At 59.7% G+C, this 24,129-nt stretch carries 23 protein-coding genes; 1 reads left to right on the forward strand and 22 read right to left on the reverse strand.

The annotated features are described in order from the left end of the window. The 22 genes from VVD47_RS09815 to VVD47_RS09915 all read right to left on the reverse strand — a co-directional run bounded on the left by VVD47_RS09815 (position 1) and on the right by VVD47_RS09915 (position 23,063). The gene (locus VVD47_RS09815; protein WP_327603280.1) at positions 1–801 is read right to left on the reverse strand and encodes a glycosyltransferase family 2 protein; all 801 of its coding nucleotides are present in this window, start codon (positions 799–801) and stop codon (positions 1–3) included. Beyond that, positions 798–1,778: a GDP-L-fucose synthase family protein gene (locus VVD47_RS09820; RefSeq protein WP_327603281.1), complete on the reverse strand. Its 981-nt coding sequence runs from the start codon at positions 1,776–1,778 to the stop codon at positions 798–800. Before VVD47_RS09820 ends, VVD47_RS09815 begins: the two co-directional genes overlap by 4 nt. 5 nt (positions 1,779–1,783) lie before the next feature. Continuing rightward, positions 1,784–3,022 (reverse strand): glycosyltransferase, encoded by a 1,239-nt coding sequence (locus VVD47_RS09825; protein WP_327603282.1) that lies wholly within the window; start codon positions 3,020–3,022, stop codon positions 1,784–1,786. A 60-nt stretch (positions 3,023–3,082) separates the two neighbouring features. Beyond that, complete coding sequence (locus tag VVD47_RS09830) at positions 3,083–3,838, reverse strand: glycosyltransferase family 2 protein (RefSeq protein ID WP_327603283.1); 756 nt, start codon at positions 3,836–3,838, stop codon at positions 3,083–3,085. Positions 3,839–3,879: 41 nt separating this feature from the next. Then, the gene (gene gmd / locus VVD47_RS09835) at positions 3,880–5,010 is read right to left on the reverse strand and encodes a GDP-mannose 4,6-dehydratase (protein WP_327603284.1); all 1,131 of its coding nucleotides are present in this window, start codon (positions 5,008–5,010) and stop codon (positions 3,880–3,882) included. Next, the gene (locus VVD47_RS20825) at positions 4,994–5,395 is read right to left on the reverse strand and encodes a GtrA family protein (protein ID WP_443080973.1); all 402 of its coding nucleotides are present in this window, start codon (positions 5,393–5,395) and stop codon (positions 4,994–4,996) included. Before VVD47_RS20825 ends, gmd begins: the two co-directional genes overlap by 17 nt. Further along, the gene (locus tag VVD47_RS09840) at positions 5,392–7,413 is read right to left on the reverse strand and encodes a hypothetical protein (protein ID WP_327603285.1); all 2,022 of its coding nucleotides are present in this window, start codon (positions 7,411–7,413) and stop codon (positions 5,392–5,394) included. The genes VVD47_RS20825 and VVD47_RS09840 overlap by 4 nt, the downstream gene beginning before the upstream one ends. 25 nt (positions 7,414–7,438) lie before the next feature. After that, positions 7,439–8,437 (reverse strand): glycosyltransferase family 2 protein, encoded by a 999-nt coding sequence (locus VVD47_RS09845; RefSeq protein ID WP_327603286.1) that lies wholly within the window; start codon positions 8,435–8,437, stop codon positions 7,439–7,441. 27 nt (positions 8,438–8,464) lie between these two features. After that, entirely contained in the window at positions 8,465–8,947 is a 483-nt protein-coding gene (locus VVD47_RS09850; RefSeq protein ID WP_327603287.1) for a hypothetical protein, read from the reverse strand. A gap of 213 nt (positions 8,948–9,160) precedes the next feature. Then, on the reverse strand, positions 9,161–10,180 hold the full coding sequence (locus VVD47_RS09855) for a class I SAM-dependent methyltransferase (protein ID WP_327603288.1): 1,020 nt from the start codon (positions 10,178–10,180) through the stop codon (positions 9,161–9,163). Continuing rightward, positions 10,177–11,607, reverse strand: coding sequence for an ABC transporter ATP-binding protein (locus VVD47_RS09860; RefSeq protein ID WP_327603289.1), 1,431 nt, complete (start codon positions 11,605–11,607; stop codon positions 10,177–10,179). The genes VVD47_RS09855 and VVD47_RS09860 overlap by 4 nt, the downstream gene beginning before the upstream one ends. Next, positions 11,597–12,388, reverse strand: coding sequence for an ABC transporter permease (locus tag VVD47_RS09865; protein WP_327603290.1), 792 nt, complete (start codon positions 12,386–12,388; stop codon positions 11,597–11,599). The genes VVD47_RS09860 and VVD47_RS09865 overlap by 11 nt, the downstream gene beginning before the upstream one ends. Positions 12,389–12,423: 35 nt before the next feature. Continuing rightward, entirely contained in the window at positions 12,424–14,391 is a 1,968-nt protein-coding gene (locus VVD47_RS09870; protein WP_327603291.1) for a glycosyltransferase family protein, read from the reverse strand. A 40-nt stretch (positions 14,392–14,431) separates the two neighbouring features. After that, on the reverse strand, positions 14,432–15,430 hold the full coding sequence (locus VVD47_RS09875; protein ID WP_327603292.1) for a GDP-L-fucose synthase family protein: 999 nt from the start codon (positions 15,428–15,430) through the stop codon (positions 14,432–14,434). A 150-nt stretch (positions 15,431–15,580) separates the two neighbouring features. Continuing rightward, the gene (gene rfbA / locus VVD47_RS09880; protein ID WP_327603293.1) at positions 15,581–16,465 is read right to left on the reverse strand and encodes a glucose-1-phosphate thymidylyltransferase RfbA; all 885 of its coding nucleotides are present in this window, start codon (positions 16,463–16,465) and stop codon (positions 15,581–15,583) included. Positions 16,466–16,576: 111 nt separating this feature from the next. Next, positions 16,577–17,476 (reverse strand): dTDP-4-dehydrorhamnose reductase, encoded by a 900-nt coding sequence (gene rfbD / locus VVD47_RS09885; protein WP_327603294.1) that lies wholly within the window; start codon positions 17,474–17,476, stop codon positions 16,577–16,579. Next, positions 17,473–18,549 carry a dTDP-glucose 4,6-dehydratase gene (gene rfbB, locus VVD47_RS09890; RefSeq protein ID WP_327603295.1) on the reverse strand — a complete coding sequence of 359 codons (1,077 nt, stop codon included), beginning with the start codon at positions 18,547–18,549 and terminating at the stop codon, positions 17,473–17,475. Before rfbB ends, rfbD begins: the two co-directional genes overlap by 4 nt. A 21-nt stretch (positions 18,550–18,570) precedes the next feature. Next, positions 18,571–19,674, reverse strand: a complete 1,104-nt coding sequence (gene wecB, locus VVD47_RS09895) for a non-hydrolyzing UDP-N-acetylglucosamine 2-epimerase (RefSeq protein ID WP_327603296.1) — start codon at positions 19,672–19,674, stop codon at positions 18,571–18,573. A gap of 5 nt (positions 19,675–19,679) precedes the next feature. Further along, on the reverse strand, positions 19,680–20,687 hold the full coding sequence (locus VVD47_RS09900; protein ID WP_327603297.1) for an NAD-dependent epimerase: 1,008 nt from the start codon (positions 20,685–20,687) through the stop codon (positions 19,680–19,682). A gap of 18 nt (positions 20,688–20,705) precedes the next feature. Continuing rightward, entirely contained in the window at positions 20,706–21,539 is an 834-nt protein-coding gene (locus VVD47_RS09905) for a glycosyltransferase (RefSeq protein WP_327603298.1), read from the reverse strand. Then, positions 21,520–22,275: a glycosyltransferase family 2 protein gene (locus VVD47_RS09910; RefSeq protein WP_327603299.1), complete on the reverse strand. Its 756-nt coding sequence runs from the start codon at positions 22,273–22,275 to the stop codon at positions 21,520–21,522. The genes VVD47_RS09905 and VVD47_RS09910 overlap by 20 nt, the downstream gene beginning before the upstream one ends. Beyond that, positions 22,275–23,063 carry a glycosyltransferase family 2 protein gene (locus VVD47_RS09915; RefSeq protein ID WP_327603300.1) on the reverse strand — a complete coding sequence of 263 codons (789 nt, stop codon included), beginning with the start codon at positions 23,061–23,063 and terminating at the stop codon, positions 22,275–22,277. The genes VVD47_RS09910 and VVD47_RS09915 overlap by 1 nt, the downstream gene beginning before the upstream one ends. A gap of 82 nt (positions 23,064–23,145) precedes the next feature. Between VVD47_RS09915 and waaC the strand changes: the two genes are divergently transcribed. Then, the gene (gene waaC / locus VVD47_RS09920) at positions 23,146–24,114 is read left to right on the forward strand and encodes a lipopolysaccharide heptosyltransferase I (protein ID WP_327603301.1); all 969 of its coding nucleotides are present in this window, start codon (positions 23,146–23,148) and stop codon (positions 24,112–24,114) included. The last annotated feature ends 15 nt before the right edge of the window (positions 24,115–24,129 follow it).

Consider the following 24,129-nt stretch of genomic DNA (forward strand, 5'->3'; position numbering starts at 1 on the left):
TCACGGAAGAGCCGCTTCGGTTCCCTGGCGCTCCAGAGCCTTCAGATCCGCGGCCCGCACGCGGAACTGGCCGAGGCGGGATGCAACCTTTATCAGCATGAACCACGGCCCCACCCGGAAACCGTTCTTCCAGCAGATGCGCCAAGCCTCCAGGTTGCCTTTTACGATGTGGCGCCAACTGGCGTTGCTCGCCCCCCCCTCGCGCATGCGGACCCAGAATTCAGGAATGAATCGGGAGCGTATGCGCTGCAGCTCGAAAAGACGCAAAGTCAGATCGAAGTCGGCTTGCTGGCGGAAGCGGATATCGAATCCGCCGGTCGCGAGCAATGGCTCGCGCCGTACGAACAGGGTGGGATGGGCAGGCATCCATCCGCGGCGGAAAAGGCCCGGCCGGAAGTCTCGTGAACGCCACACGCGTACGACCTGCTCAGCCCGTGAGCGGTCGACGTAGACGAGGTTTGCATAGCATGCGTCGACCTTCGGATCCTGGAAAACCTCGACAACGCGACGCACCACGCCGGCATGGGCATAAACATCATCGGCATTCAGGTAGGCCACCACCTCGCCGGTCGCCAGGGCCATGCCCTTGTTCATGGCGTCATAGATGCCACGGTCCCGCTCGCTCACGAAGCGCGCCACCCGCTGGCTCAAACCCTGGACGATCGACTGGGTACCATCGCGCGAGGCGCCATCCACCACGATGTGCTCGATGTCCGGATAATCCTGCTCCGCTACCGAGCGAAGCGTATCGGCGATCGTGTCGGCGGCATTGAAGCAGACCGTGATGATTGAGATCTTCACGGATTGGTCGCCAGAAAGTCTGCGTAAGAACGCCGCAACCCGTCCTGCAGGGAGGTCGTAGCCTTCCAGCCAACCGAGTCGAGCTTGCTCACGTCCATGAGTTTGCGTGGGGTGCCATCGGGCCTGCTGGTATCGAACTCGATCCCTCCCGTGAAACCGGTCACTTCTTTCACCATTACAGCCAGCTCGCGGATCGTCACGTCCTGCCCGACGCCCACGTTGATGAGCGGTGGTTCGAACCGACCTGTAACGGATTCGTCGCTGCCCAGGAGCTCCTCGAACTGCGCATCCGGCAGTTTCATCAGGTGGATGCAGGCAGCCGCCATGTCGTCGCTGTACATGAACTCGCGTCTTGGCGTGCCGGAGCCCCACACCGCGACCGATGCACGCCCGGCCACCTTTGCCTCATGGAACTTGCGGATCAGCCCGGGAATGACGTGGCTGTTCTCTGGGTGATAGTTGTCGCCCGGCCCGTAGAGATTGGTCGGCATGGCCGCCAGAAATTTTGTCCCGTACTGCCGGTTGTAGCTCCAGCACTGCTCGATGCCGGCGATCTTCGCCAATGCGTAGGGACGGTTCGTTGGCTCCAGCGGGCCGGTCAACAAGTACGCCTCCTTCAAGGGCTGCGCCGCCAGCTTGGGATATATGCAACTGGACCCCAGGAATAACAGGCGCCTTACGCCATGGCGCCAGGCGCTGTGAATAACGCTGTCCTGAACGGCGAGGTTGCTGCGGATGAATTCTGCCGGATAGGTGTTGTTGGCGACGATGCCGCCCACCTTGGCCGCCGCGAGGAAAACGTACTCCGGGCGCTGTTGGGCGAAGAGCTCATCCGTTGCGGCACCATTCTCGAGATCGAGCTCCGCGTGGGTACGCTTGATCAGGTTCCGGTAGCCGTGCGCCTCCAGGTTGCGCACGATTGCCGAGCCGACCAAGCCCCTGTGCCCTGCGACGTAAATGCGGGAATCAGGCGACATTCCGATTAACCTCTGGGCGCAGAGCGCCGCTCTAACTGACTCAGCCCCTCCGGGCGCTCCTGCCTTGCGTCCGTTGCCGGGCCGCCGCATATGCGGGTGTAGAGCTCAAGATAACGGCGGCCGATGTCAGCCGTATTGAACAAGCGGATGCAGCGCTCCCGTGCGGCAATTCCCATCCGCATAGCCTCCTTCTCGTCATTGAGCAAGCGTGACATGGCGTTTGACAACGTCACTGGATCGGCCGGCGGCACCACCAGCCCGGTCTCACCGTGTGCATTCACATACGAAGTTCCGGTGCCGATCTCGGTCGATATCAAGGGACAGGCACTAATTGCCCCCTCCAGCAGCGTGACCCCGAACGCCTCGGCGCGGAGATGCGAGGGGAACACCACGGAGCGCGCAAGCGCCAGCAGCGCGAACTTGTCCTCGTCCGTGACATGTCCGACAAAATGCACGTTGTCCATGCCCTCCGCCAGGGACTTAAGCCGCTCGCGCTCGGGCCCGTCGCCCGCAATCACCACGGTAGCGCCGTTGATGCGCGCCGCCATGATCAGAAACTCCAGGCCCTTGTAATAACGGAGTACGCCGACAAAGAGGAAAAATGGCAGGGGAAAGCGGCTCTTCCACTTCGTGCGGACCGGATCCGACACGGCAGGAATGTCGCCAGGGTCTATTCCCAAGGGAATCACCTCGACCGGCCAATTCGTCCTCGTCAGATAAGGACTCGTCATTGCGTAAACCTGCGAGGTCGCCACCACCGCAGCCGCGCGCTGGAAGAACAGCGTGCGTAGCGGCGCATACAGACGCTCCACGGCTCGCTGACGGACGATGTCCGAATGGTAAGTAATTACGTACGGTTTACCAGGATTGAACAGCGCCCCGAGGAGGTCGCCAAACGGCCATGGGTAATGAAAGTTCAGGATATCCGCCGACGCTGCGAGTTTGCGAAACTGCGCCACGCCCCACGGCGAGCCGATATCGCATGAAGCGATCTCAGCAATGCTTTTCGCGCGGACGACCACCCCCTCCTGCATCTGGACAGTGGGCGGCACCGGGTCCTTCGCCAGCGTAAAAACAGACGCTTCGCAACCGGCTGTACGCAACCCCCGCGATATCTGGCGGATAGCCTCCTGCAGCCCACCCTGCGTTTCAGGAAAATATGTCCTGTACACATGCAGTACGCGCAATCGCCGCCCTACCGTGGTAGACGAATCGCTGCGGGGCCGGTTCTCTTTCTGATTCATTTACTTTCTACTTATTCGACTCATCGCCAATAGCGGCCGGAAACCATGAAAACCTGCATTTCACGGAAAAATCGTCTTGAACCAGACTGAATAAGGCTGCGCCAGCCACCACTTGATCGGCACCCGTCCGTAATGCCGGCGAACGACAGCCATCGCCTCACGATAGTGCCGCCGGCGCATTGTCTTCGTCTTGGTCGCGGCATGCTCCCGGTTCACTGCAACATAGTCATCCAGAAATACCAGCGCGCCGATCGACCGGTAAAGCCGCCACCACAGATCGTAATCCATAGCCATGTGCAGCCTGCCGTCGACGCCCCCCACCGCCTCCCAGGCGGTACGGCGGACGAGTGATGCCGGCTGCGACACGATGCACCGGACCGCCATGCGACGCTCGGAAAACGGCTCCACCCATACAGCAGACCGCTTTCCGCTCGCCTCCACCACATTCCAAGCCCGGCCGTACACCGCCGGCGTGCCAGGCTGTGCCTGCAACGCATCCACAAGCTTGCGCAGCCCTCCCGGAAGCAGCCAGTCATCACTGTTTAACCAACACACGAACGGCGCACGCCCCAAGGCAACGCCCTCGTTGATAGCCGCTGCCTGGCCTTCGTCTTTGCGACTACGCCAGCCCGCCAACCGCGGAGCCCACTCACGGATAACGCGCGCGGACTCGTCCGTCGAGCCGCCATCGAGCACAAAAACCTCGACGGGAACGTCCTGCTCGAATATCGAACGCAGCGCATCGTCCAGAAAGCGGCCCTGATTGAAGGACGGAACGACCACCGTCACCAGCGGCAATGCGGCTTCAGCGCTCAAGATACGGACTCATCAAACGCACACACATCTGCAGCCGCGCATCACTCGTGATAGTCGTAGGCTTGGAAACCGGCCTTCTTCACCAGCTCATCCCGGCGTGCCGCCGTGTAATCGGATTCCACCATCTCCGCCACTAACTGCTGCAGCGTCGTCGCGGGCGTCCACCCCAGCTTCTCACGCGCCTTGGTCGGATCACCCAGAAGCGTCTCCACTTCCGTCGGGCGGAAGTAGCGCGGATCGACCCGCACGATCACGTCGCCTACCTTGCAGCTCGCCTTGTCACCAGACACCGCCTCGACGACGCCCACTTCCTCCACGCCCTCGCCCTCGAAGCGCACCGTCACGCCCAACTCCTGGGCTGCGAACTGGACAAACTGCCGCACGCTGTACTGCACACCGGTGGCAATCACGAAATCCTCCGCACTCTCCTGCTGCAGCATCAGCCACTGCATCTCCACGTAGTCGCGCGCGTGACCCCAGTCGCGCAGCGCGCTCATGTTTCCCAGATACAAGCAGTCCTGCAGGCCCAGCGCAATGCGCGCAATCGCGCGGGTGATCTTGCGCGTCACGAATGTTTCGCCACGCACCGGGCTTTCGTGGTTGAAGAGAATCCCGTTACACGCGTACATGCCATACGCCTCGCGGTAGTTGACCGTAATCCAGTACGCGTACAGCTTTGCCACCGCATAAGGGCTGCGCGGATAGAACGGGGTAGTCTCCTTTTGCGGAATCTCCTGCACCAACCCGTACAGCTCGGACGTAGATGCCTGGTAGAAGCGCGTCTTCTTCTCAAGTCCAAGAATGCGGATCGCTTCCAGGATACGCAATGCACCAATGCCATCAGCGTTCGCGGTGTACTCCGGCTCCTCGAACGAGACCGCGACATGGCTTTGCGCCGCCAGGTTGTAGATCTCGTCCGGCTGAACTTTCTGAATGATGCGGGTCAAGCTGGTGGAGTCCGTCAGGTCACCGTAGTGCAGGATAAATTTCCGATTGTCGACATGAGGGTCTTGGTACAGATGGTCGATGCGATCGGTGTTGAAAAGCGAGCTTCGGCGCTTGATTCCATGCACCTCGTAGCCCTTCTTGAGCAAGAACTCCGCCAGATAGGCGCCATCCTGGCCCGTAACGCCGGTAATAAGAGCTTTTTTCACATCAACGTCCTTGTTCATAATTACTGGAAAAAACAAAGCATTTGTTCATCAAGAAGGCTGAGACCACGTAAACCCCGCCTGACACGATCTGCGAAACGGCCTCGTGCACACCGAGAACCCGAACAAGCGCTACGAGTATCAGAAGGTTTGACAGATACGCAACAACAAATACGACAAGAAATCTCACAAACTGCGAACGCCACGCGCCGTTGCTTCGAAACGTAAAGCGCCTGTTCACGGTGAACGAAACGACCATACCAACAAGATAGCCGGCTAAATTGCTCGACTCCGGCGACCAGCCTGCTCCATACATCAGGCCGAATATGACGGAATATCCAACAGCCGTGTTCAGAAAACCCACTAGCACATATCTAAGGAATTGCCACAAACTCGCCGAACTCATCGATCAACTGCTGACTTAAAATCTGATGACGGGCCTCGATCAAGAGATAAACGGAAACCCAACCTACGCTTGTCCCTGTTCAGCCCAAGGTCAGCAGGAACCACTGTTTTCGTCGTCGAGAATTCATAAACATGAACCCGATCCTCATAACTCGATAGCAGAATCGTCTTCTCGTCTGTATTCCTGAAATCCACCGTCTTGAAAGGATGTCCATCCTTTGAAATCACCACTGTGCTCGGCAAACCATAGCTCGGGACACTCATTTTCGCGACGACGGCTGCAGGGTAGCTCTCGTTAATCTTCAGAGTCGCCTTCCCTCCAACCCAACTGTCCGGATACATACCACGCCAAACGAACCGGGGGGCATTCTCCTTCACGCGGTAAAGCTTGTATCCGACAGAGGTCAACTCAAACTTCGGACGCCAGTCCCACAAACTGACGAACAACGCCGGCATCGCCATAGCCGCGGCGGAAACAAGATCCATCTCGTAAGCGCCTGACGTCTTGAGTATTGAGTCCTCAGAGTAATACGGCGCAACACCCCTCAAGAACCAGTGGGCAATTTTCCTGCCGGTAAAAACAAGAACGAAATCACCTTCCCCCGGAAAGTTGCGGTAGTTATTCTCAAGATCTACGGGAGTAATTTTCAGCAAATCGAGAATATCCTGCCGGCTGGTCACCGCGGGATCAAGAACATCGGCAATCCCTTTTATGGTTCGACTTTTGTCGGCAGAAAACTCGACAAAGTCTCCGGTTGCCCCTATCTGCTCGGAGAAGAACGGATATGACTCAATAACCAGATCATCCGCGGGACCCGCTCTCTTCGCATACTCGTGAACGGCTTTCGTATAGATGGCGGAGTATTGCAACTGGCTCATGCCGACATAATAGAAAACCAGCACGCCATAGACAGTCGCCAAACTCATTAGCCCGAGGGGCACGGCACTCCATCCGCCCCAGCTACGCCCGCCAAGAAGCCATGCTTTACGCCACCCATACACCGTGCAAACCTTGAAAAGAACAGAGGGGAAAAGCATGTAGTAAGCCATCGGCCAACGCCATATCAGCAGGGCGAGATAAAAAGCCCAACCCAAAGCGCACAAACCAGCCATGAAGACATACGAATCAACCTGCGTCTCGCTCAACGTCCGCTTGAACAGTTCCGCACACAACCAAACTGCGAATATGGCCGCCAAGACCCCGAACATCAAAACATCCGGCTGCTGAACGATGTAAAACTCGGCATTCTCGCGTATCAAGCGGAGCGTTATGCTGTAATCAACATAACTGTCATTCGTCCCTAACTCTGGCATCACGACGTGCGGGATTCTGGACATCAAGAACCCCGCAATAAACGAAGCTGACAGTGCGCCGTACTTTGTGGATACGACTTTCGCCGATGGCAAATTCCGAAAACGCAGCACCCCTGCAACGAACAGACCAAAAAAAGAAAACGAAATCAACGCGAGCGATGTTTCTTTTGCCCACAGCGCAAGCACGAACAATAGCGATATTGTGGCGTACTTGATCCAGGCCGAGCTTCGACCGACTGGGCGCCACAAGAAGAAGACCAGCAAAATAGCTGTCGTAAAAAAGAACGCCAGTGGCTCAGGCTTCCCTACCGTGTAGATGTTCTCGGCAATCGGCGATCCCGCAAAAATAAGCACTAACAACGCAAGAGCCGCCAGTTTGCTTTTCTCTGTGCGTGCGAAGGTCCAGCACCAACCCAACGCCGCTAAAAAGAAGATGAGCGCCATCAAGCCATAATAGCCAGTCGGATCTGAGCCAAACAAATAGTAGTGGGCGCAATAGTAAAGCCAGTAAACCGGCACATAGCGTCCCGAGCCCGTATTGGGATTGACGATCCAGTCGATCCACTCCGCAAAATCCCGACCAACCTTGAACAGCGCCGGCATATCCAGAGGGAACCAGCTCCCAAAGACAACCGCTGGCAGGACGAAGACGCCTCCAATCAGGATGGCAACCATCAAGAACCAGATGTTCTCTTTATTTTTCATTATTTTCGACACGTATCGTCCACGCTTATTCAACCTGACCCCGGCCTGCCGTATTTCCGCAATGCACCTCATCCAGCAAGTAGCGAGGGCGCCCCTTGACCTCCAGGTAAAGCTTCCCAACATACTCGCCGACGATGCCGATAGAGAGCATCAATGCTCCGCCAAGGAGATACAGAGGTATGGTGACGGACGCCCAACCGGGGACAACATGCCCGCGCAAGGCGTTGAACATGGCGAACGCCGCAAAAACAAACGAAACGAGAAAAACCACACCTCCCATCCAGGAGATCAAGCGCAGCGGCACAGTCGAGAATGAAGTTGTGCCACTCCAAGCCAAAGCCAGCATTTTCCGAAGCGGATACTTACTCTCCCCGGCCAGCCTCGCACTGAGATGATAGCTGACCGTAGATATTTTGGAATGCAGAAGGGGCTGCAAGCCGCGTAGAAAAAGGACTCGCTCCGGAAACATTTCAAGATTTGCCAAGGCTTTGGCAGACATGAGCCTGCAATCGGCATGGTTCTCGACGAGATCAACCCCCATCAAACGCATGCCTTTATAAAAACCCGCCGCCGAAAGTTTTTTGAAGAATGTGTCTGAGGCTCTGCTCGCCTTCACACCCAGCACGATTTCAGCACCAGATCGGTACTCTGCGATCATTCTCGGGAGCGCAGCAAGATCATCCTGTAGATCTACGTCCAGACTGATCGCAACATCGCACTGCCCGGTCACATACCCTAAACCAGCGACAAGCGCATTCTGATGCCCGGCGTTGCGCGAAAGCTTTATGCCGTGAACTCTACCGCTGTGCTGATCAGCAGCAGCCGCAACGATGGCCCATGTTGCATCGCGCGATCCGTCATCAACGAACACCAAGTAGCTTTTCGCATCGCAACCATGGTTAAGAATAAGATCATCAAGCACGTCGAGCAGACGCGGGATTGATATTGGAAGGACCTCCGCCTCATTGAAACAAGGACAGACAATTGCCACCTTCAAATTGCTATTGGATCTCGTAGGGTTCATGAGGCAGTTTTTTTAGATCAGATCCAGTCAGGGCAGCTCGGCGCTCACATCAACAACGACTCTGGCAGTCTGCGACCCAGACCCGGCAAACCAGAAAACGCCGGTTTGTAGCAGATCGACTTCCAGAATGTATCTTCCCGGTTCAGCAGGCGCACGGACCTTGAGCGCGACATCCAGATCACCGCCAGGGCGGACATCGCTCCCGAGACTCGTCACAAGACCATCCCATTGCACGAGTCGATTGTCGGTTCCAAACCAATGATAAGAAACGCCGACGCGCTTCCCTTTTTCCGAAACAGCCGGAAGTGAAGGTATAAGGACGGTTCCGGAATTGAAGACCCTTACGCCGACAGGAAAGTCGGCGTCTGTGGCCACCTTGCCAGGCCACTCAGTAAGAACAACCGCCGTCCGCACACCGGCATCAAAGAGGGATGCAGCAGCGGGCGTCTGGGTATCACAGCCAACCAGCAGAAGCCCTGAGAGAGCCAACAAAATGGTTCTAAAAATCATGACTATTTACCTTGATACATTCAACAGATCGCCTACGCGGTCGCTGCACGACAATCCGGGACGCCTGCCAATTTTTCCCGTCGTGGCGCACCGCTCTTCGTCCCTCGCAATGCTCTCCAACAAACTCATCGGCCAGCCTCAGTTGACCTTAGGGAAATTCTCAAACATCTTCGCGATTTCGTGTACTTCAGGGAAGCAGCGCCGTGGAAACGGTCAACTGCTCGCCCTTGCAACGAAATGGAACCCCGCGCCAGGATCCCGGCTGTAATTGTGGAAATCCTGGAAGCGCGGGCCATTTCCCCGACAAAACAGGGAAACATCGAACGGATGGTCATCAACAATCAGCAGCCCCGCCTCTTTAAAATGATGTTGCCACCAATCCGGCGACTCTAGCGTCACATGGTAAGGAGATCCGTCGGGCGCATCATAACGCAGCCTGGAAATGGACCCCACAAAATAGCCGCCGTCCGCAAGCAGACTACGGATTCGGGACAAGACGACTTTTGTGTCGTTCGCCGCAATGTGCTCCATCACCTCCCAACAGGTAATCAGCTGAAAAGCAACAGGCGCGCCTGTTTCGCGTACAGCAAATCGGTATGGCTTTGTAATGTCGCAAGTAAAAAGGTTTTCCGGAAGAATCGGCCAGTATCCAATACCCTCTTTGCGACAATGATCTGAGCCGTCGATTCCCAGCGCCGCAATACCTTGCATTACGAACTCAAACACCAGCCCGGCCGCCCCCACCCCGATGTCCAGGCAACGGATGTCCCGACCAAGCACGTCGATACAATGTCGAACAAAGGCAGCGGGCCGCGAGATGCCTTCGGCCGTGGAGTCCGGCTGGATATGATCGTTACTGTGAGAGGCTATCGGATGGTCAGTTTCAAGCCGCAACTGGCGCCCGAACTGTAACGCGGCCCGGGCCGAAACTGGCGGCCGCGCTTGGAGGCTTTCGAGATACCAGGCGTGCAAGGACTCTTGCTGGTAAGTCAACGCATGACGGATCTGCTGAGATTCGAAAAGAAGAGTGCGCGAGCGCTCTTCTGTCACGGCCTGCAGTTCAAGTAGTGAGTTCAAGAGCGATTCGCTGCTGCGTGAACGCTCTTCGGTCACTTGTTGCAGTTCTATCGCGATATTCAATAGCGACTCCGTGGTGCGCGAACGGCGCTCAAGCACGTCCACGAGCTCCAGCAGCCGCGCTGAATCCGCAGCGGATTGTAGCGTCTCGTTCATGGCACCTCCCTGTTGGCCTCTAGCAAGGACGGCTCCGGCGTCGTTGCGCTGACACGACCGTCCGGAACGAAGTCGTAAAACGATGAATCAATGACGCTTGGTTCCGGGAGCCAGTCGCGCACGCATCGCAGCCCCGTGTCGCACACCCCGTCAAAAACGTACTCCCTTGCCTTGAGCACGACGGTGAAATGCGCGGCGTCCTCCACCCAGTGCAGGACGCGCTGGTCGGCGTAGTAGCGGTCGAATTCCTGCGCGACGATGGCCTGTACCTCGTAAAGATTGCCGCCCAATGCGCATGGCCCACGGAACTGCACGACGACCCGCTCTCCCTTCTTGAAGCGACGCGCCCAGAATGTCGCTGGCTCATTGCCGGAAAAAAGCGGCATGTCTTCGTTGAGCGTGCCCCACGTGGAAACCTTGACACCCTCTTTGGTCCTGATGCGGAAGGCGACATTCAGGTTTTCGATGTCGACATGGCAAAGAAGTGAGATCTCGATGGTAATCAAGTCGCCCGACTGGAAAACCGCCTGCTCTAGGCCGAACGCGTCAAGTACCCGGGTACTGACGATCTGGACCTCTTCGGAGCCACGTGCGGCTTCCTCGTTTGTGCCGGGGCTGACGGGCTTCATGGCGGTTTGCAAAGAGGCAAAGACGGCTTCCTCTTCACGTTGCAACGATTCCCGATAGGCAACCATTACGTCTCGTGTGGCGCCACACAGCTGCGTCTCGCCGCGACTCAGGAAGATGGCTCGCGTCGTAAGACTTCTCACGATCTCCTGATCATGAGAAACGAATAGCAGCGTACAGCCATTATCGAGCAGGCGTTGCAACTGACGAAAACAGCGTTTCTGGAAAAGCGCGTCGCCCACGGCAAGCGCCTCGTCAATGATGAGGATGTCCGGTTCGATTTGCGTCTGCACTGCCACCGCCAGCCGAACTACCATCCCGCTCGAATAGGATTTAAGCGGCTGATCCAGAAACTGTCCGATGTCCGCGAAGCGTGCGATGGCGTCGAAACGCACGTCTACCTCTTCGCGCGTCATGCCCAGGAGGGCGCCGTTCATGTAGATGTTCTCGCGTCCGGTGAAATCCGGATCGAACCCGGAACCAAGCTCGAGCAACGCGGCGAGGCGGCCTGACGTGGCCACTTCGCCAGAGGTGGGGCTCAAGGTGCCCGCGATGATCTGGAGCAACGTGCTCTTGCCGCTACCGTTTCTGCCAACAATTCCGAATGATTCACCTTTCCGGATATCAAAAGAAACATCGGAAAGCGCCCAGAATTCGTTGTAGTAGTTCTTGCCAGGAAGGCGGAGCAGGCGCTGGATTCTGGGGTAAATGTACTGCCTGAGCTGATCGCTCGGCTTGCCGTACAGGTCGTAACGCTTCGATACAGAGCGCACGCTTACGGCCACCTGATCAGAGGACATTGGCGAATCCCTTGCGTGTCTTCTGGAACCAGGCGTAGCCACACCAAGCACAGGCTGCGGCGACGAGACTGTAAATCACGAGGCCGCCCCAGTAGGGCGCCTGTCCGGCCAACAGGACCGCGCGCGACTGTTCAATCGCGAATGTAAGAGGGTTGAGCATCACCCACGGTTGCACTGCCGCGGGCAGCGCGGACAATGGATAAAAAACCGGGGAGGCAAACAACAGCACAGTCATGAACAGGCCGATAGGTTGTGCAATGTCACGAAGAAAAACTCCAAGCGAGGCCAGCGCCCACGCCGCGCCGAGTACAAGCACTACCAGAGGCGCCCAGACAAAGGGCAAAAGCAAGGCGCTTGCCGGAAGGTGTCCCACGCTGAAAGCCATCGCGATCATTAACACCAGCAAACTTATTGCTGCATGAAACAGGGCCGTGCCCACGGCAACCAACGGAAGTATTTCCAACGGGAAGACAATCTTCTTTACGTAGCTCACGTTGCTCACGACGAGCATTGGGGCGCGGACTATCGTCTCGGCAACAAGGCTGTGCACGATCATTCCGGCAAAAAGCAGCATCGCGTAATCAAGGCGGCTTTGCTGGAGGCCGACACCCCAGCGCGCGTTGAAGACGAACGAGAAAACGACGGCATAGGTCGTCAGCAAGATGACGGGCGTGACGAATGACCACGCAAGTCCCATCACCGAGCCCCGATAGCGCCCGGCAATGTCCCGTCGCATCATTTGCAGGATCAGGCCGCGATTCTTCCAGATACTGCGCCACAACGATGCAGGCGAAATCGGGGCTGGCGCGTGAGGATTCACAGCACCAACTTTCGCCGGAGTACGCCGAGGCGCGCGGAAAGGCCTTGCTGACGGACCGCATTCAGCTGCACGCGGACCCAGCGATAATTGAAGAGCCTTTTGACGAACTGGGCTTTACTCATGCCTGCAGACGCAGCGGACGCCGCAACCATCTGGATTTCTGCGGAGGAGAGCCGGGCATTGAATCCGGGTGCGATGGCGGGCAGCCCTCCGCAATAATCGCGAATGACTGCGGATTCAGCTTCGTCGTCCCAAGTACGTTCGGGATATTCCTGGCGTATATCTATGGTGATGCTTGCCGCAGCGTGTTGAAAAATTGTTTCCCTACCAACCAGCACGGCCAACGGACGGCCGTCGAGATAAGGAAGAGCGAGATCAATATCCCCCCGCACGACCGAGCCACGAAAGATGAAACGGCCGTAACCGGTGGGACCAGCCCGATTGACGTGACCAAAATCCAGCAGTTCGTGCACTTCGTGGATCGAAGGCCGATCGGATGACAGCAGCGCGGCCGTTGCTGCCACCGCGATACTAGAGTCCCGCTGGAGTACGCCGGCCAGCGTGGCAATGTGACCAGAGAATAGACGTTCATTAGGCGCGACAAAGACGAAAGCGTCCCTGCTCGGTTCCGTCGCAAGCGCATCAAGAATGACCTGCCCCACGCGTCTTCGTTTCTGACGGCCCGACGCTGGTACGCGCTCAAAAAATGAAACAGGCATGACTTGTATGCGGACGGCCGATGCCTGGATCGCGCGGTCCAGCGCAGGCTGCCATTCTTCCTCTGATTCCCTATTCACAACGAGAACAGGGAGGAAGTTTTTGTACTCCTGACTATTGATGCTCTGGATATGAGCCTGCAGCCGCTCTTCCGAGTACTCCGGCATGAGGAAATAAGCGGTGACTCGCAGTTCAGAGGATGCGAAGCCCTGCAAAGCCGCCAAGGCCCGCTTACGATCAGCCAAGCCGCGATACAAATCAGATAAACTGCGGATCAACGTGAACTGGCGGCAAAAAATATCCTGCGCTTTCTGCGCCAGCCCGATTGCAGCGGCAGGATTTTCGTTAGCCCAAGCAATATGCCGGCACACGGCATCAACGATGTCATCGACTGGCGCTTGACCATCGATGTAGAGCAACGTATCGCCAAAAAATTTCTGCGCGAACGGGTTTTCGTCACAGATCACCAACGCCCCGGCAGCGATGCTTTCGAACAGCCGGTTGGACATCAGTTCTGCGTCTTTGTGTGCCTGAGAGGAAAGGACAAGGGCAATGCCCGTCTTCGCTATCTCTCGCACCATCGATACGCCGTCGAACGGCACCTCCTTGACGTAACTGTCATAGCCCGCCCACACCCGGACACCCTGAAATATTTCTGGGCCGTAGATTCGAAGCAGGCCTGTCCTGTCGAGGCGCTTGAGTACCTCCTGATGTCGGGACTTTCCCCCGTTTATCGCCTCCCAATTGATGCCGGCGTAGAAAAGCTTACCTTCGCCCAGCGAAGGCTGCTCTACTATGCCTGCAGTCGAATGGTAGAGATTGAATAACGGCGGAAGATGGGTGGACTTGTTACGGACCATGCGCCTGACATGGTCATCGGCCGGCGCAGAGCTGCAACTCAGGAAGTCGTCATGCGTGGTGAGGTTACGCGAACAACGCGCATAACCCCACTCGTGATAGAAGCGCGGCGGATTCCACAGGGCGACAAAGGAGAAGGCGTCGTATGCCTTAGGCGTGTCGTAATGAAGGTGAACTACAAAATCGACGATATCTTTCGACACCCGCTTACCGCTACCATCGATGAAACTGCCGTCTGCATTAACCTCCACGCATTCGACACCAATGGCTCCTGCGGCAATTTTTAGGCGGGCAATGCATTCATCCTCTGCTGTTTTTATACCAGGCCAGAGTTTTACTACGGCAAAACGCCCCACCGCGTTGTCGGGCAAAGAAGAACCAATTTCCATATCAACAACAATCCCTTGCGAATTTTCATACGCTAGTTAACTAGCCCAGACGAAGTCCCGAGTCGGCCACTTCCACGCTTCGCAAGAAATCCTTATAGGCACTGACCAGCCCGGCTCGTTCGCTCACTTTCGGAGCCCACCCCAAGGATTGAATGCGGCCGCTATCCAAGAGTTTGCGCATCGTCCCGTTGGGTTTTGTGCTGTCATACACAATCTTCCCATTGAAGCCGACGACTTCGGCAACAAGGTCAGCAATCTCGGAAATTGCCAAATCGTGTCCGCTACCAATATTGTAAAGATCGTGCGTGGTCGGAGCACTCATTACGCATTTCATAGCGTCAGCCAGGTCATCCACGTGCAACAACTCCCGACGAGGCGTTCCGTCGCCCCAAACGACAAACTCCTTCGCGCCGCTTTCTTTCGCCTCATGAGCACGTCGCAGAATACCGGCCACTACGTGGCTATGCTGAGGGTGGTAGTTGTCCCCCGGGCCGTATAGATTGGGCGGAATCACTGCAACAAAGTTACAACCAAACTGTTTTCGATAAGCACGACACATCTCAATGCCAGCTATCTTACTCACGGCATAAGCACGAATATTCTCGTCGAGCGCTCCCGTCAGTTGCGCTGTTTCCTTGATAGGCTGCTCAGCCTTCGCCGGGTACGTGCAGTTAGAAGCAACAAAAACCAGCTTCTGGGCGCCTGTTCGCTTAGCACCATCAATTACGTTGGTTTGGATCAAAAGGTTTTCACGCAGAAAATCCGCCGGAAGTGTAGCGTTGGCGTGGATGCCACCAACCTTCGCGCCAATGTGAAAAATGAGATCCGGCCTGTTTTTCTCCATCCATTGCTGGACGGCACTTTGATCAACAAGATCAAGTTCAGCGCGCGTGGTAAGTAGCAGTTGCGCATTCTCATTCCGCAAGCTGCGTACAACCGCAGATCCAAGCATTCCGCGGTGCCCGGTCACCCATATTTTTTTGCCTTCAAAAGACGGCACCGCTCCACCCAGAATTGCTGCTTCTGATCCATCAACCATGATTTACCTTGCAGTGATTCACGCGTTTCGCGTCACATGACGCGCCGTTAAAGCGTGCAAATCACAATTTGCTGTTACACAACCGGTCAGCGGTGAATTCAATTCGCCGCCGAGATGCAAGATTGCACTCCCGGCACTTCACCTTACGGCTCAATACACGGCAGAAGCCAGCAGAGACGTAAGGTACTTACCATAGCCACTCTTACCGAGTGGCGCAGCCAGCATCTGAAGATGTTCAGCATCGATCCAGCCGTTGCGCCAGCAAATCTCTTCCGGACAACAAACCTTCAAGCCTTGGCGCTTCTCCAGCGTCTGAATAAACTGGCCCGCCTCGATCAAACTATCGTGAGTTCCCGTATCAAGCCACGCATCCCCGCGCCCCATCATCTGCACATTCAACTGGCCTCTCTCGAGGTACACGCGATTCACGTCCGTAATTTCCAACTCGCCACGAGGCGATGGGCGCAGATTCCGGGCGACGTCAACCACTTGATCGTCATAAAAATAGAGGCCCGTCACCGCATACCTACTCCTTGGCTGCCTCGGCTTTTCCTCAATCGAGATTGCGCGGCCGCTAGCGTCGAATTCGACGACGCCGTACCGCTCCGGGTCGGAAACGGGGTAGGCGAAGACACTGGCCCCGGATTCCTGTGCACTGGCAGCCTGCAAGCGGCTCTGCAGGTCATGGCCATAAAAAATGTTGTCGCCCAGCACGAGGGCGGACGGTGCATCACCAACGAAGTCCGCACCGATAATGAACGCTTGGGCCAGACCGTCCGGACTTGGCTGCACGGCGTACTGGAAGTTGACCCCCCAGCTCTGGCCATCACCCAATAGTTGCTGGAAACGCGGGGTGTCCTGCGGGGTGGAGATGATCAGGATGTCCCGTATGCCCGCGAGCAGCAGAGCGCAGAGCGGGTAGTAGATCATCGGTTTGTCGTACACAGGCACCAGCTGCTTCGAAACGGCCAGCGTGATGGGGTGTAACCGCGTGCCGGAGCCACCGGCCAGGATGATGCCCTTGCGAGTTTTCATGAAAGTTCCCAAAAGTCGGCGGATTTTACACGTGTGCCATGCGGAAGGCTTATCCCGCTGAAGCTACCCTCATGGGCAGGCATTCAAATAATGATTGGCCAAATGCGTTGACTAAGTCTTTGAAACTGCCGGTGGAAGAGTCTCGTCGAGCATGCGCCTAACGCCGGCTTCCCATTGCGGCAGGGAAAGGCCAAACGCTTCGCGAAGCCTGGAGGTATCGAGTCGGGAGTTGAGGGGGCGCCGTGCGGGGGTAGGGTAGGCACTGGTTGCAATGGGATTGATCTGCGTCAGCTTGAGCGGCTGACCGCGTTCGCGGGCAGTCTCCAATGCCAGGCGAGCGTAGTCGTACCAACTCGTCTCTCCAGCCGCGACGAGGTGATAGACCCCGGCCAGTTCTGGAATGAAGCGGCGGATCGCGTGAGCGCTCACATCAGCAATCAGATCGGCGCCGGTCGGTGCGCCTATCTGGTCGTTGATGACGTTGAGGACCTCCCGTTCTGCGCCGAGCCTCAACATGGTCTTCGCGAAGTTGCCGCCCCTTGCGGCAAACACCCAGCTGGTGCGGAAGATCAGGTGATTGCAACCGGTGGCTGCAATCCGTTGCTCGCCCTCGAGCTTGGTTTTTCCATACACGCTCAACGGGCCCGTCTCTGCCGCCTCGGAGCGGGCATGGTCGCCAGAACCGTCAAACACGTAGTCCGTCGAATAGTGGACCAGCAGTGCCCCGAGCCTGCCCGCCTCCACTGCCAGCACTTCCGGCGCGAGCGCATTGACCGTCCTGGCGAGATCGGCTTCGCTCTCTGCCTTGTCGACGGCGGTATGTGCCGCCGCATTCACGATCACGTCGGGGCGTACGGCGCGCACAGTCTCGGCCAGGCCGTCCAGGTCCGTGAGATCACCGCGGAAATCCGCGCTCTTGCTGGAAAGCGCGACGACCTCACCCAGCGGCGCCAGCGAGCGCTGCAGCTCCCAGCCCACTTGCCCGTTCTTGCCAAGCAGCAGGATCTTCATGCCGGCACCGAGCGATCTGCGTAGTTCTTGTCCAGCCATTCACGGTAGGCGCCGCTCTGGACGTTGCGCACCCAGTCCTGATTGGACAGGTACCACTGCACCGTCTTGCGGATGCCGGTCTCGAAAGTCTCGGCGGGGCGCCAGCCGAGTTCCCGTTCGATCTTGCGGGCGTCGATGGCATAGCGACGGTCGTGACCGGGGCGGTCTGTAACGTAGGCGATCTGCTCGCTGTAGGACTTGCCGTCGGCACGCGGCGAGAACTCGTTGAGCAGCTTGATCAGCGTATTCACGATCTCGATGTTCGGCTTCTCGTTCCAGCCGCCGACGTTGTACACCTCGCCGACCTTGCCCTTGTCCAGCACGGCGCGGATGGCGCTGCAGTGGTCGGTGACGTACAGCCAGTCGCGGACCTGCTGGCCATCACCGTAGATGGGCAGGGACTTGCCGGCCAGCGCGTTGGCGATCATCAGCGGGATCAGCTTCTCGGGGAAGTGATAGGGCCCGTAGTTGTTGGAGCAGTTGCTGGTGGTCACCGGCAGGCCGTAGGTGTGATGCCAGGCGCGGACCAGATGATCGCTGGCCGCCTTGCTGGCTGAGTACGGACTGTTCGGTTCGTAGGGGTTGGTTTCGGTGAAGGGCGGATCGCTGGGCTTCAGCGAGCCATACACCTCGTCGGTGCTGACGTGATGGAAACGGAAGCCGGTTTTCGCATCTCCCGCCAATCCGTTCCAGTAGGCCCGCGCGGCCTCCAGCAACGTGAACGTGCCATCGATGTTGGTGCGCAGGAATTCACCCGGCCCGTGGATGCTGCGGTCCACGTGCGACTCCGCAGCAAAGTGCACGATGGCGCGCGGCTTGTGTTCGGCCAGCAGACGATCGATCAACCCGCGATCGCAGATGTCGCCCTGCACGAAGACATGACGCGTGTCGCCGTCCAGGCTCTTCAGGTTCTCGGGGTTGCCGGCGTAAGTCAGCTTGTCGAGGTTGATGACCGGCTCGTCGCGCTCGCGCAACCAGTCCAGCACGAAATTACTGCCGATGAATCCGGCACCGCCCGTTACGAGAATGCTCATGATTGTCTGACCGAGAGGGAGTTAGAGGATCTGTTTTTCTAGTTGCGCGACGATGCGCGTGGCGGCTGCGCCGTCCCACAATTCCGGGCGGCGGCCTTGCTTGCCCTGGCCGGCGATGACGCGGGCAGCCTCTTGCAGTATGGCATGGGGATCGGTGCCCACCAGGGTGTTGGTACCTTCGTCCAGCGTCACCGGGCGCTCCGTATTCTCGCGCAGCGTCAGGCAGGGAATGCCCATCGCCGTGGTCTCTTCCTGCAGGCCACCGCTGTCGGTGAGGATCAGCGCAGCGTCCTTCCACAGGTTCAGGAAATCCATGTAGGACAGCGGTCTGGTGAGGTGGATGTTCGCGCCGAGATCGAGGCCGAAACGTTCCAGGTTGCCGCGCGTGCGCGGATGCACCGGAAAGACCAGCGGCATGTCCTGGGCGATGGTCCTCAGCGCCCCCGCCAGTCCCCGCAGGGTGGCCTCATCGTCCACGTTGCTGGGGCGGTGCAGGGTCACCACGCCATAGCGGCCGAGTTGCTGCTTGAGCGGCTCCGACACGAAACCGGCGCGGTCGGCGCGCTGCAGTTGATCGGCCTGGTAGAAGAGGTTGTCGACCATCACGTGGCCGACGTGAAAGATCGCGTCCTTCGACTTGCCCTCGCGCACCAGGTTGTCGACGCCGGCCGGCTCGGTGCAGAAGAACCAGTCGGTGATGCTGTCGGTCACCAGCCGGTTGATCTCCTCGGGCATCGTCATGTCGCCACTGCGCAATCCGGCTTCGACGTGGGCGACGGGAATGTGCAGTTTCTTGGCGACGATGGAACAGGCCAGCGTGGAGTTCACGTCACCCACCACGAGCACCACGTCGGGGCGCTCGGTCACGCAGATCTGCTCGAAGGCCACCATGATCTTCGCGGTCTGCTCGGCATGGCTGCCGCCGCCGCACTCCAGGTGATGGTCCGGCTGCGGGATGCCCAGCTCCTCGAAGAACACGTCGCTCATGTCCCGGTCGTAGTGCTGGCCGGTGTGGACGATCTTGTAACTGAACGCATCGGCGCGCGCCTGCAGCGCACGTACGATGGGTGCGATCTTCATGAAGTTGGGCCGTGCGCCCGCCACCAGATAGATGCTCTTGGCCATGTCGCTCACACCTTGTAGTAGTCGCGATACCACGCCACGAAACGGGCCACGCCGTCCTCGATGCTGGTGCCGGGCTTGAGGCCGGTCCACTCGGTCAGCGCCGACACGTCGGCGTAGGTGGCGGGCACGTCACCGGGCTGGATCGGCAGCAGGTTCTTCGTCGCTTCGATACCCAGCGCTTTCTCGATCGCCTCGATGAAACGCATCAGTTCCACCGGCCCCTGGTTGCCGATGTTGAACACGCGGAACGGCGCCCAGGAACGGTCAGGTGCCGGCTTGTGCTTGTCGAAGGTGGCGTCCGCCTGCGCCGGGCGATCCAGGGTCGCGATGACACCATCCACGATGTCGTCGATGTAGGTGAAGTCGCGCTGCATCTTGCCGTGATTGAACACGTCGATGGCGCGACCTTCCAGCATCGCCTTGGTGAACAGGAACAGCGCCATGTCCGGCCGTCCCCAGGGGCCATACACCGTGAAGAAGCGCAGGCCCGTCGTGGGAATGTTGAAGAGATGGCTGTAGGTATGAGCCATCAGCTCGTTGGCCTTCTTGGTCGCCGCGTACAGGCTCACCGGGTGGTCGACGCTGTCGCCTTCCGAGAACGGCATGTTGGTGTTGCCGCCATACACGCTGGAGCTGGAGGCATACACGAGGTGGCCGACCTGGTTATGGCGGCAGCCTTCCAGGATGTTGGTGAAGCCGACGATGTTGGCGTCGATGTAGGCCTGCGGATTGACCAGCGAATAGCGCACGCCCGCCTGCGCCGCCAGGTGGATGACCCGGTCGAATTTCTCCTCGGCGAACAGGCGCGCCATGCCGGCGTTGTCCGCCACGTCCAGCTGCACGAAACGGAAACCGGGCTTGCCACTGAGGCGGGCCAGGCGGTCGCGCTTGAGCTGCGGATCGTAGTAGTCATTGAGGTTGTCCAGCCCCACCACCTCGTCGCCACGGGCGAGCAAGACCTGGGATGCGTGGGACCCGATGAAACCGGCGGCACCGGTAACGAGAATCTTCATGGCGGGAGTGGTTCCTGTTCAGGTAGCCGGGTGCGCGCTGAGGCCAGCCCGCGCCCGGATGTGGGAGCTCTTGAGGGTTTCGTTGAGTCTCGCCCGGTTCTCGGGCTCGTTGCGACGGTCGTTCTCGCGGTGCCACAGGTGCAGCACGGGCACCGCAAAACGTCCGTCCTTGATGCGCACACCATGGCGCATGAGGCGCACGGCGAAATCGGAATCTTCATACCCCCAGCCGGTGAAGGATTCGTCGAATCCGTCCACCGCCAGGAAGTCCTGCCGCCACACCCCCAGGTTGCAGGTGCGTACGCGTTGCCAGCGACGGGCGCCGAGCTTGCGCAGCGGCCCCAGCGACCAGCGTCGCAGCGCGGTAGCCTTGTTGGCGTCGCCGCGTGCGGTGGCCGCCTGCCATGCCGCGAGATCCCAGTCCACCACGTCGGCTGGCCGCTCGCTCGCCAGCAACTGTCGCGTGAAGGCTTCGGCGAGCAGGATGCGGTTGCCCGCCACGCACCAGCCCGGCTCCATCAGCCTGCGATGGCGGGCGCAGAAGTCCGGCAGGGGCACGCAGTCGCCGTCGAGGAAGAGCAGGTACCTACCCCGCGAGCGCGCCACGGCCGCATTGCGCGCAGCGGCCGCGCGGAAACCGTCGTCCTCCTGCCACACGTGATGCAGGGCCACCGGGAAGCGCTGCTGGAAGCGTGCAATCAGGGCGCGGGTTTCGGCTCCGGAGCCATCGTCGGCGACCAGCACCTCGAAGCCACCAGCGTCCTGCTGGCGCGCGAGCGCGTCCAGCACGGCGCCCAGGGCGTCCGGCCGGTTGTAGGTCGTCACGACGACGCTAAGAAATGCCGCGCTCATGGAGGTACATCAGCTTGAGGTAGCGGTAGTAGGTGCCCTCGGCGTTGGAGATCGCCAGGATCAGGCCCTCGCGGCCGTCGAGGAAGCCACGACGCAGCACGTAGGTACGGATGAAGGCGAAGAAACCGTGCAGCAGCGCCTTCGACAGGCTCGCCCGCGCGCCTTTGCGATGGCGCTGCTCCGCCGCTGCCGACGAGTAGCTGTTCACCTTTTCCAGCACCTGGCCGAGATCGTCGAAGGAATAGTGCAGCAGGTCCTGCGTGAAACGCACCGCGCTGCCTTCGTGACACAGGCGTTCATGCACCAGGTCGTCCGAATAGCGCGCGCGGCCGCGGCGGAACAGGCGCGAGACATGGTCCGGGTACCAGCCGGAATGCTTCATCCAGCGCCCGCAATAGCTGGACAGGCGCGGCAGTGCATAGACGTCGGCGACGGGTTGCTCGATCGCCGCGCGGATCTCTGTCGCAAGCGCCTCCGGCACCACTTCGTCGGCGTCCAGCGCGAGGATCCAGTCGGTGTCCAACAGCGCGATCACGCGGTTCTTCTGCGGTCCGAATCCTGGCCAGTCGGTAGACGTATGGATCTCCGCACCGTGGCGGGCGGCGATCTGCAGCGTGTCGTCCGTGCTGCCGGAATCGAGCACCACGATGCGCTGCGCCCACGACACGCTGCGCAGGCAGGCATCGAAGTGCCGCCCCGCGTTGCGCGTGATGATGGCTACACCCAGTGACGGCATCAGCTCATCTTCCTGACGCGGCCCATCTCGATCGCCTTCGAGTACTTGGAGAACGAGGAATAGGAAGTCAGCACCGCGTAGACGAAGCCGGCCGTGCCGTCGAGGAAGCCGCCGCGCATGACGTAGTACTTGATGAAGCGGAACACCGGGCTGAGCAGCAGATGGCGGCGCCCCGGCGAGGTGCCCTCCTTCATCATCAACTCGGCAGCCAGGCTGGTGAGCTCGTTCTGGCGCGCCATCAGTTCCGGCAGCGGGCGCGGGCGGCTCGCCAGGTCCCCGGACAGACGGCCCACCGGCTGCAGCGACAGCACTTTCTCGTGAAGGATGTCCTCGCTCCAGCGCGCCACGCGCCGGTCGAAGAAGCGCACTGCGTAGGCGGGGTAGGCCTCGCCATGGCGCAGCTCACGCCCCATGAAACTGCTGAGCCGCGCGAATTCAAAGGCGGTGAAGGTCGGTGCATGCACGGCCGCCTCGATGCTGGCACGCAAGGCCGGGGTCACCACCTCGCCCGCATCGATGCACAGCACCCAGTCGTGACGCGCCTGCTCGATGGCGAACTGCCGCTGCGGGCCGAAGCCGCGCCATGGCTCCTGCAGGACGCGCGCGCCCTGCGCTCTGGCGACCGCCACCGTGTCGTCCTGACTGCCGGAATCCACCACTACGATCTCGTCGCAGAACGCCAGGGCCGCCAGCGTGTCCGGCAACTGGTGCGCGCAGTCACGCGTGATCAGCACGGCAGAAACCGGCAGGCGGCCGGTTGCAGCGGCGGTGGCAAGGCTGGCAGACATGAGGGGCTGGCTATAATCGACGGCCCGCATTTTACGCCACCCACCCTGCAATCCGGCTGCGACACCTGTCACCTGCCCGTTCATGCGCTCCATCCTGCTCGTCAAGACATCGTCCCTGGGTGACGTCATCCACAACCTGCCGGTGGTCTCCGACCTGCGCCGGGCCATGCCCGAAGTGGCGATCGACTGGGTGGTGGAGGAGGGCTTCGCCGACATCCCGCGCCTGCACCCCGCGGTGCGCCGGGTCATTCCGGTGGCGATCCGGCGCTGGCGCAAGGGCCTGCGCCAGCGGGAGGCCTGGGCGGAGATGCGCAGCTTCCTGCGCAGTCTGCGACAGGATTACTACGACATGGTGATCGACACCCAGGGCCTGGTGAAGAGCGCCGTGATCACCCGCCTCGCCCAGGGCCTGCGCTGTGGCCACGCCCGCGAGTCCGCGCGCGAGCCGCTGGCGGCCTGGGCCTACGACTGTCACTTCGCCATCCCCAAGACCGCCCACGCGGTGGACCGCAACCGCTGGCTGGCCGCCGCGGCCTGCGACTACCCGCTGGACATGCCGCTACGCTACGGCCTGCACGCCACGGCGCCTGCCCCCGCCTGGCTGCCCGAAAGCCCCTACGCCGTGCTGCTGTCCGCCACCAGCCGCGACGACAAGCTGTGGCCCGAGGCGCACTGGGTGGAACTTGGCCAGTCCCTGCACGCGCGTGGCCTGCGCAGCGTGTTGCCCGCCGGCAGCCCGGCCGAACTGGAACGCGCCGCACGGCTGGCGGCCGCCATCCCGGACGCCGTCGCAGCCCCGCGCAGCAGCGTGGCGGAGCTGGCCACCGTCATCGCCGGGGCGCGCGGCGTGGTCGGCGTCGACACCGGCCTGACCCATCTCGCCGCCGCGCTGGCGCGCCCGACGGTGGCGCTGTACCTCGCCACCGATCCGGGGCTGGTCGGCGTTCATGCCGGTCGCGAAGCCATCAACCTCGGCGGTCAGGGACAATGCCCGTCCCCTGAAGAGGTATCGGCCACCTTGCACGCGCTGACCGAACCGGCCATCGCCTGACCCGCCCGCCACGCA

It is taken from the genome of Uliginosibacterium sp. H1 (assembly GCF_036017065.1).
GTDB lineage: Bacteria > Pseudomonadota > Gammaproteobacteria > Burkholderiales > Rhodocyclaceae > Uliginosibacterium.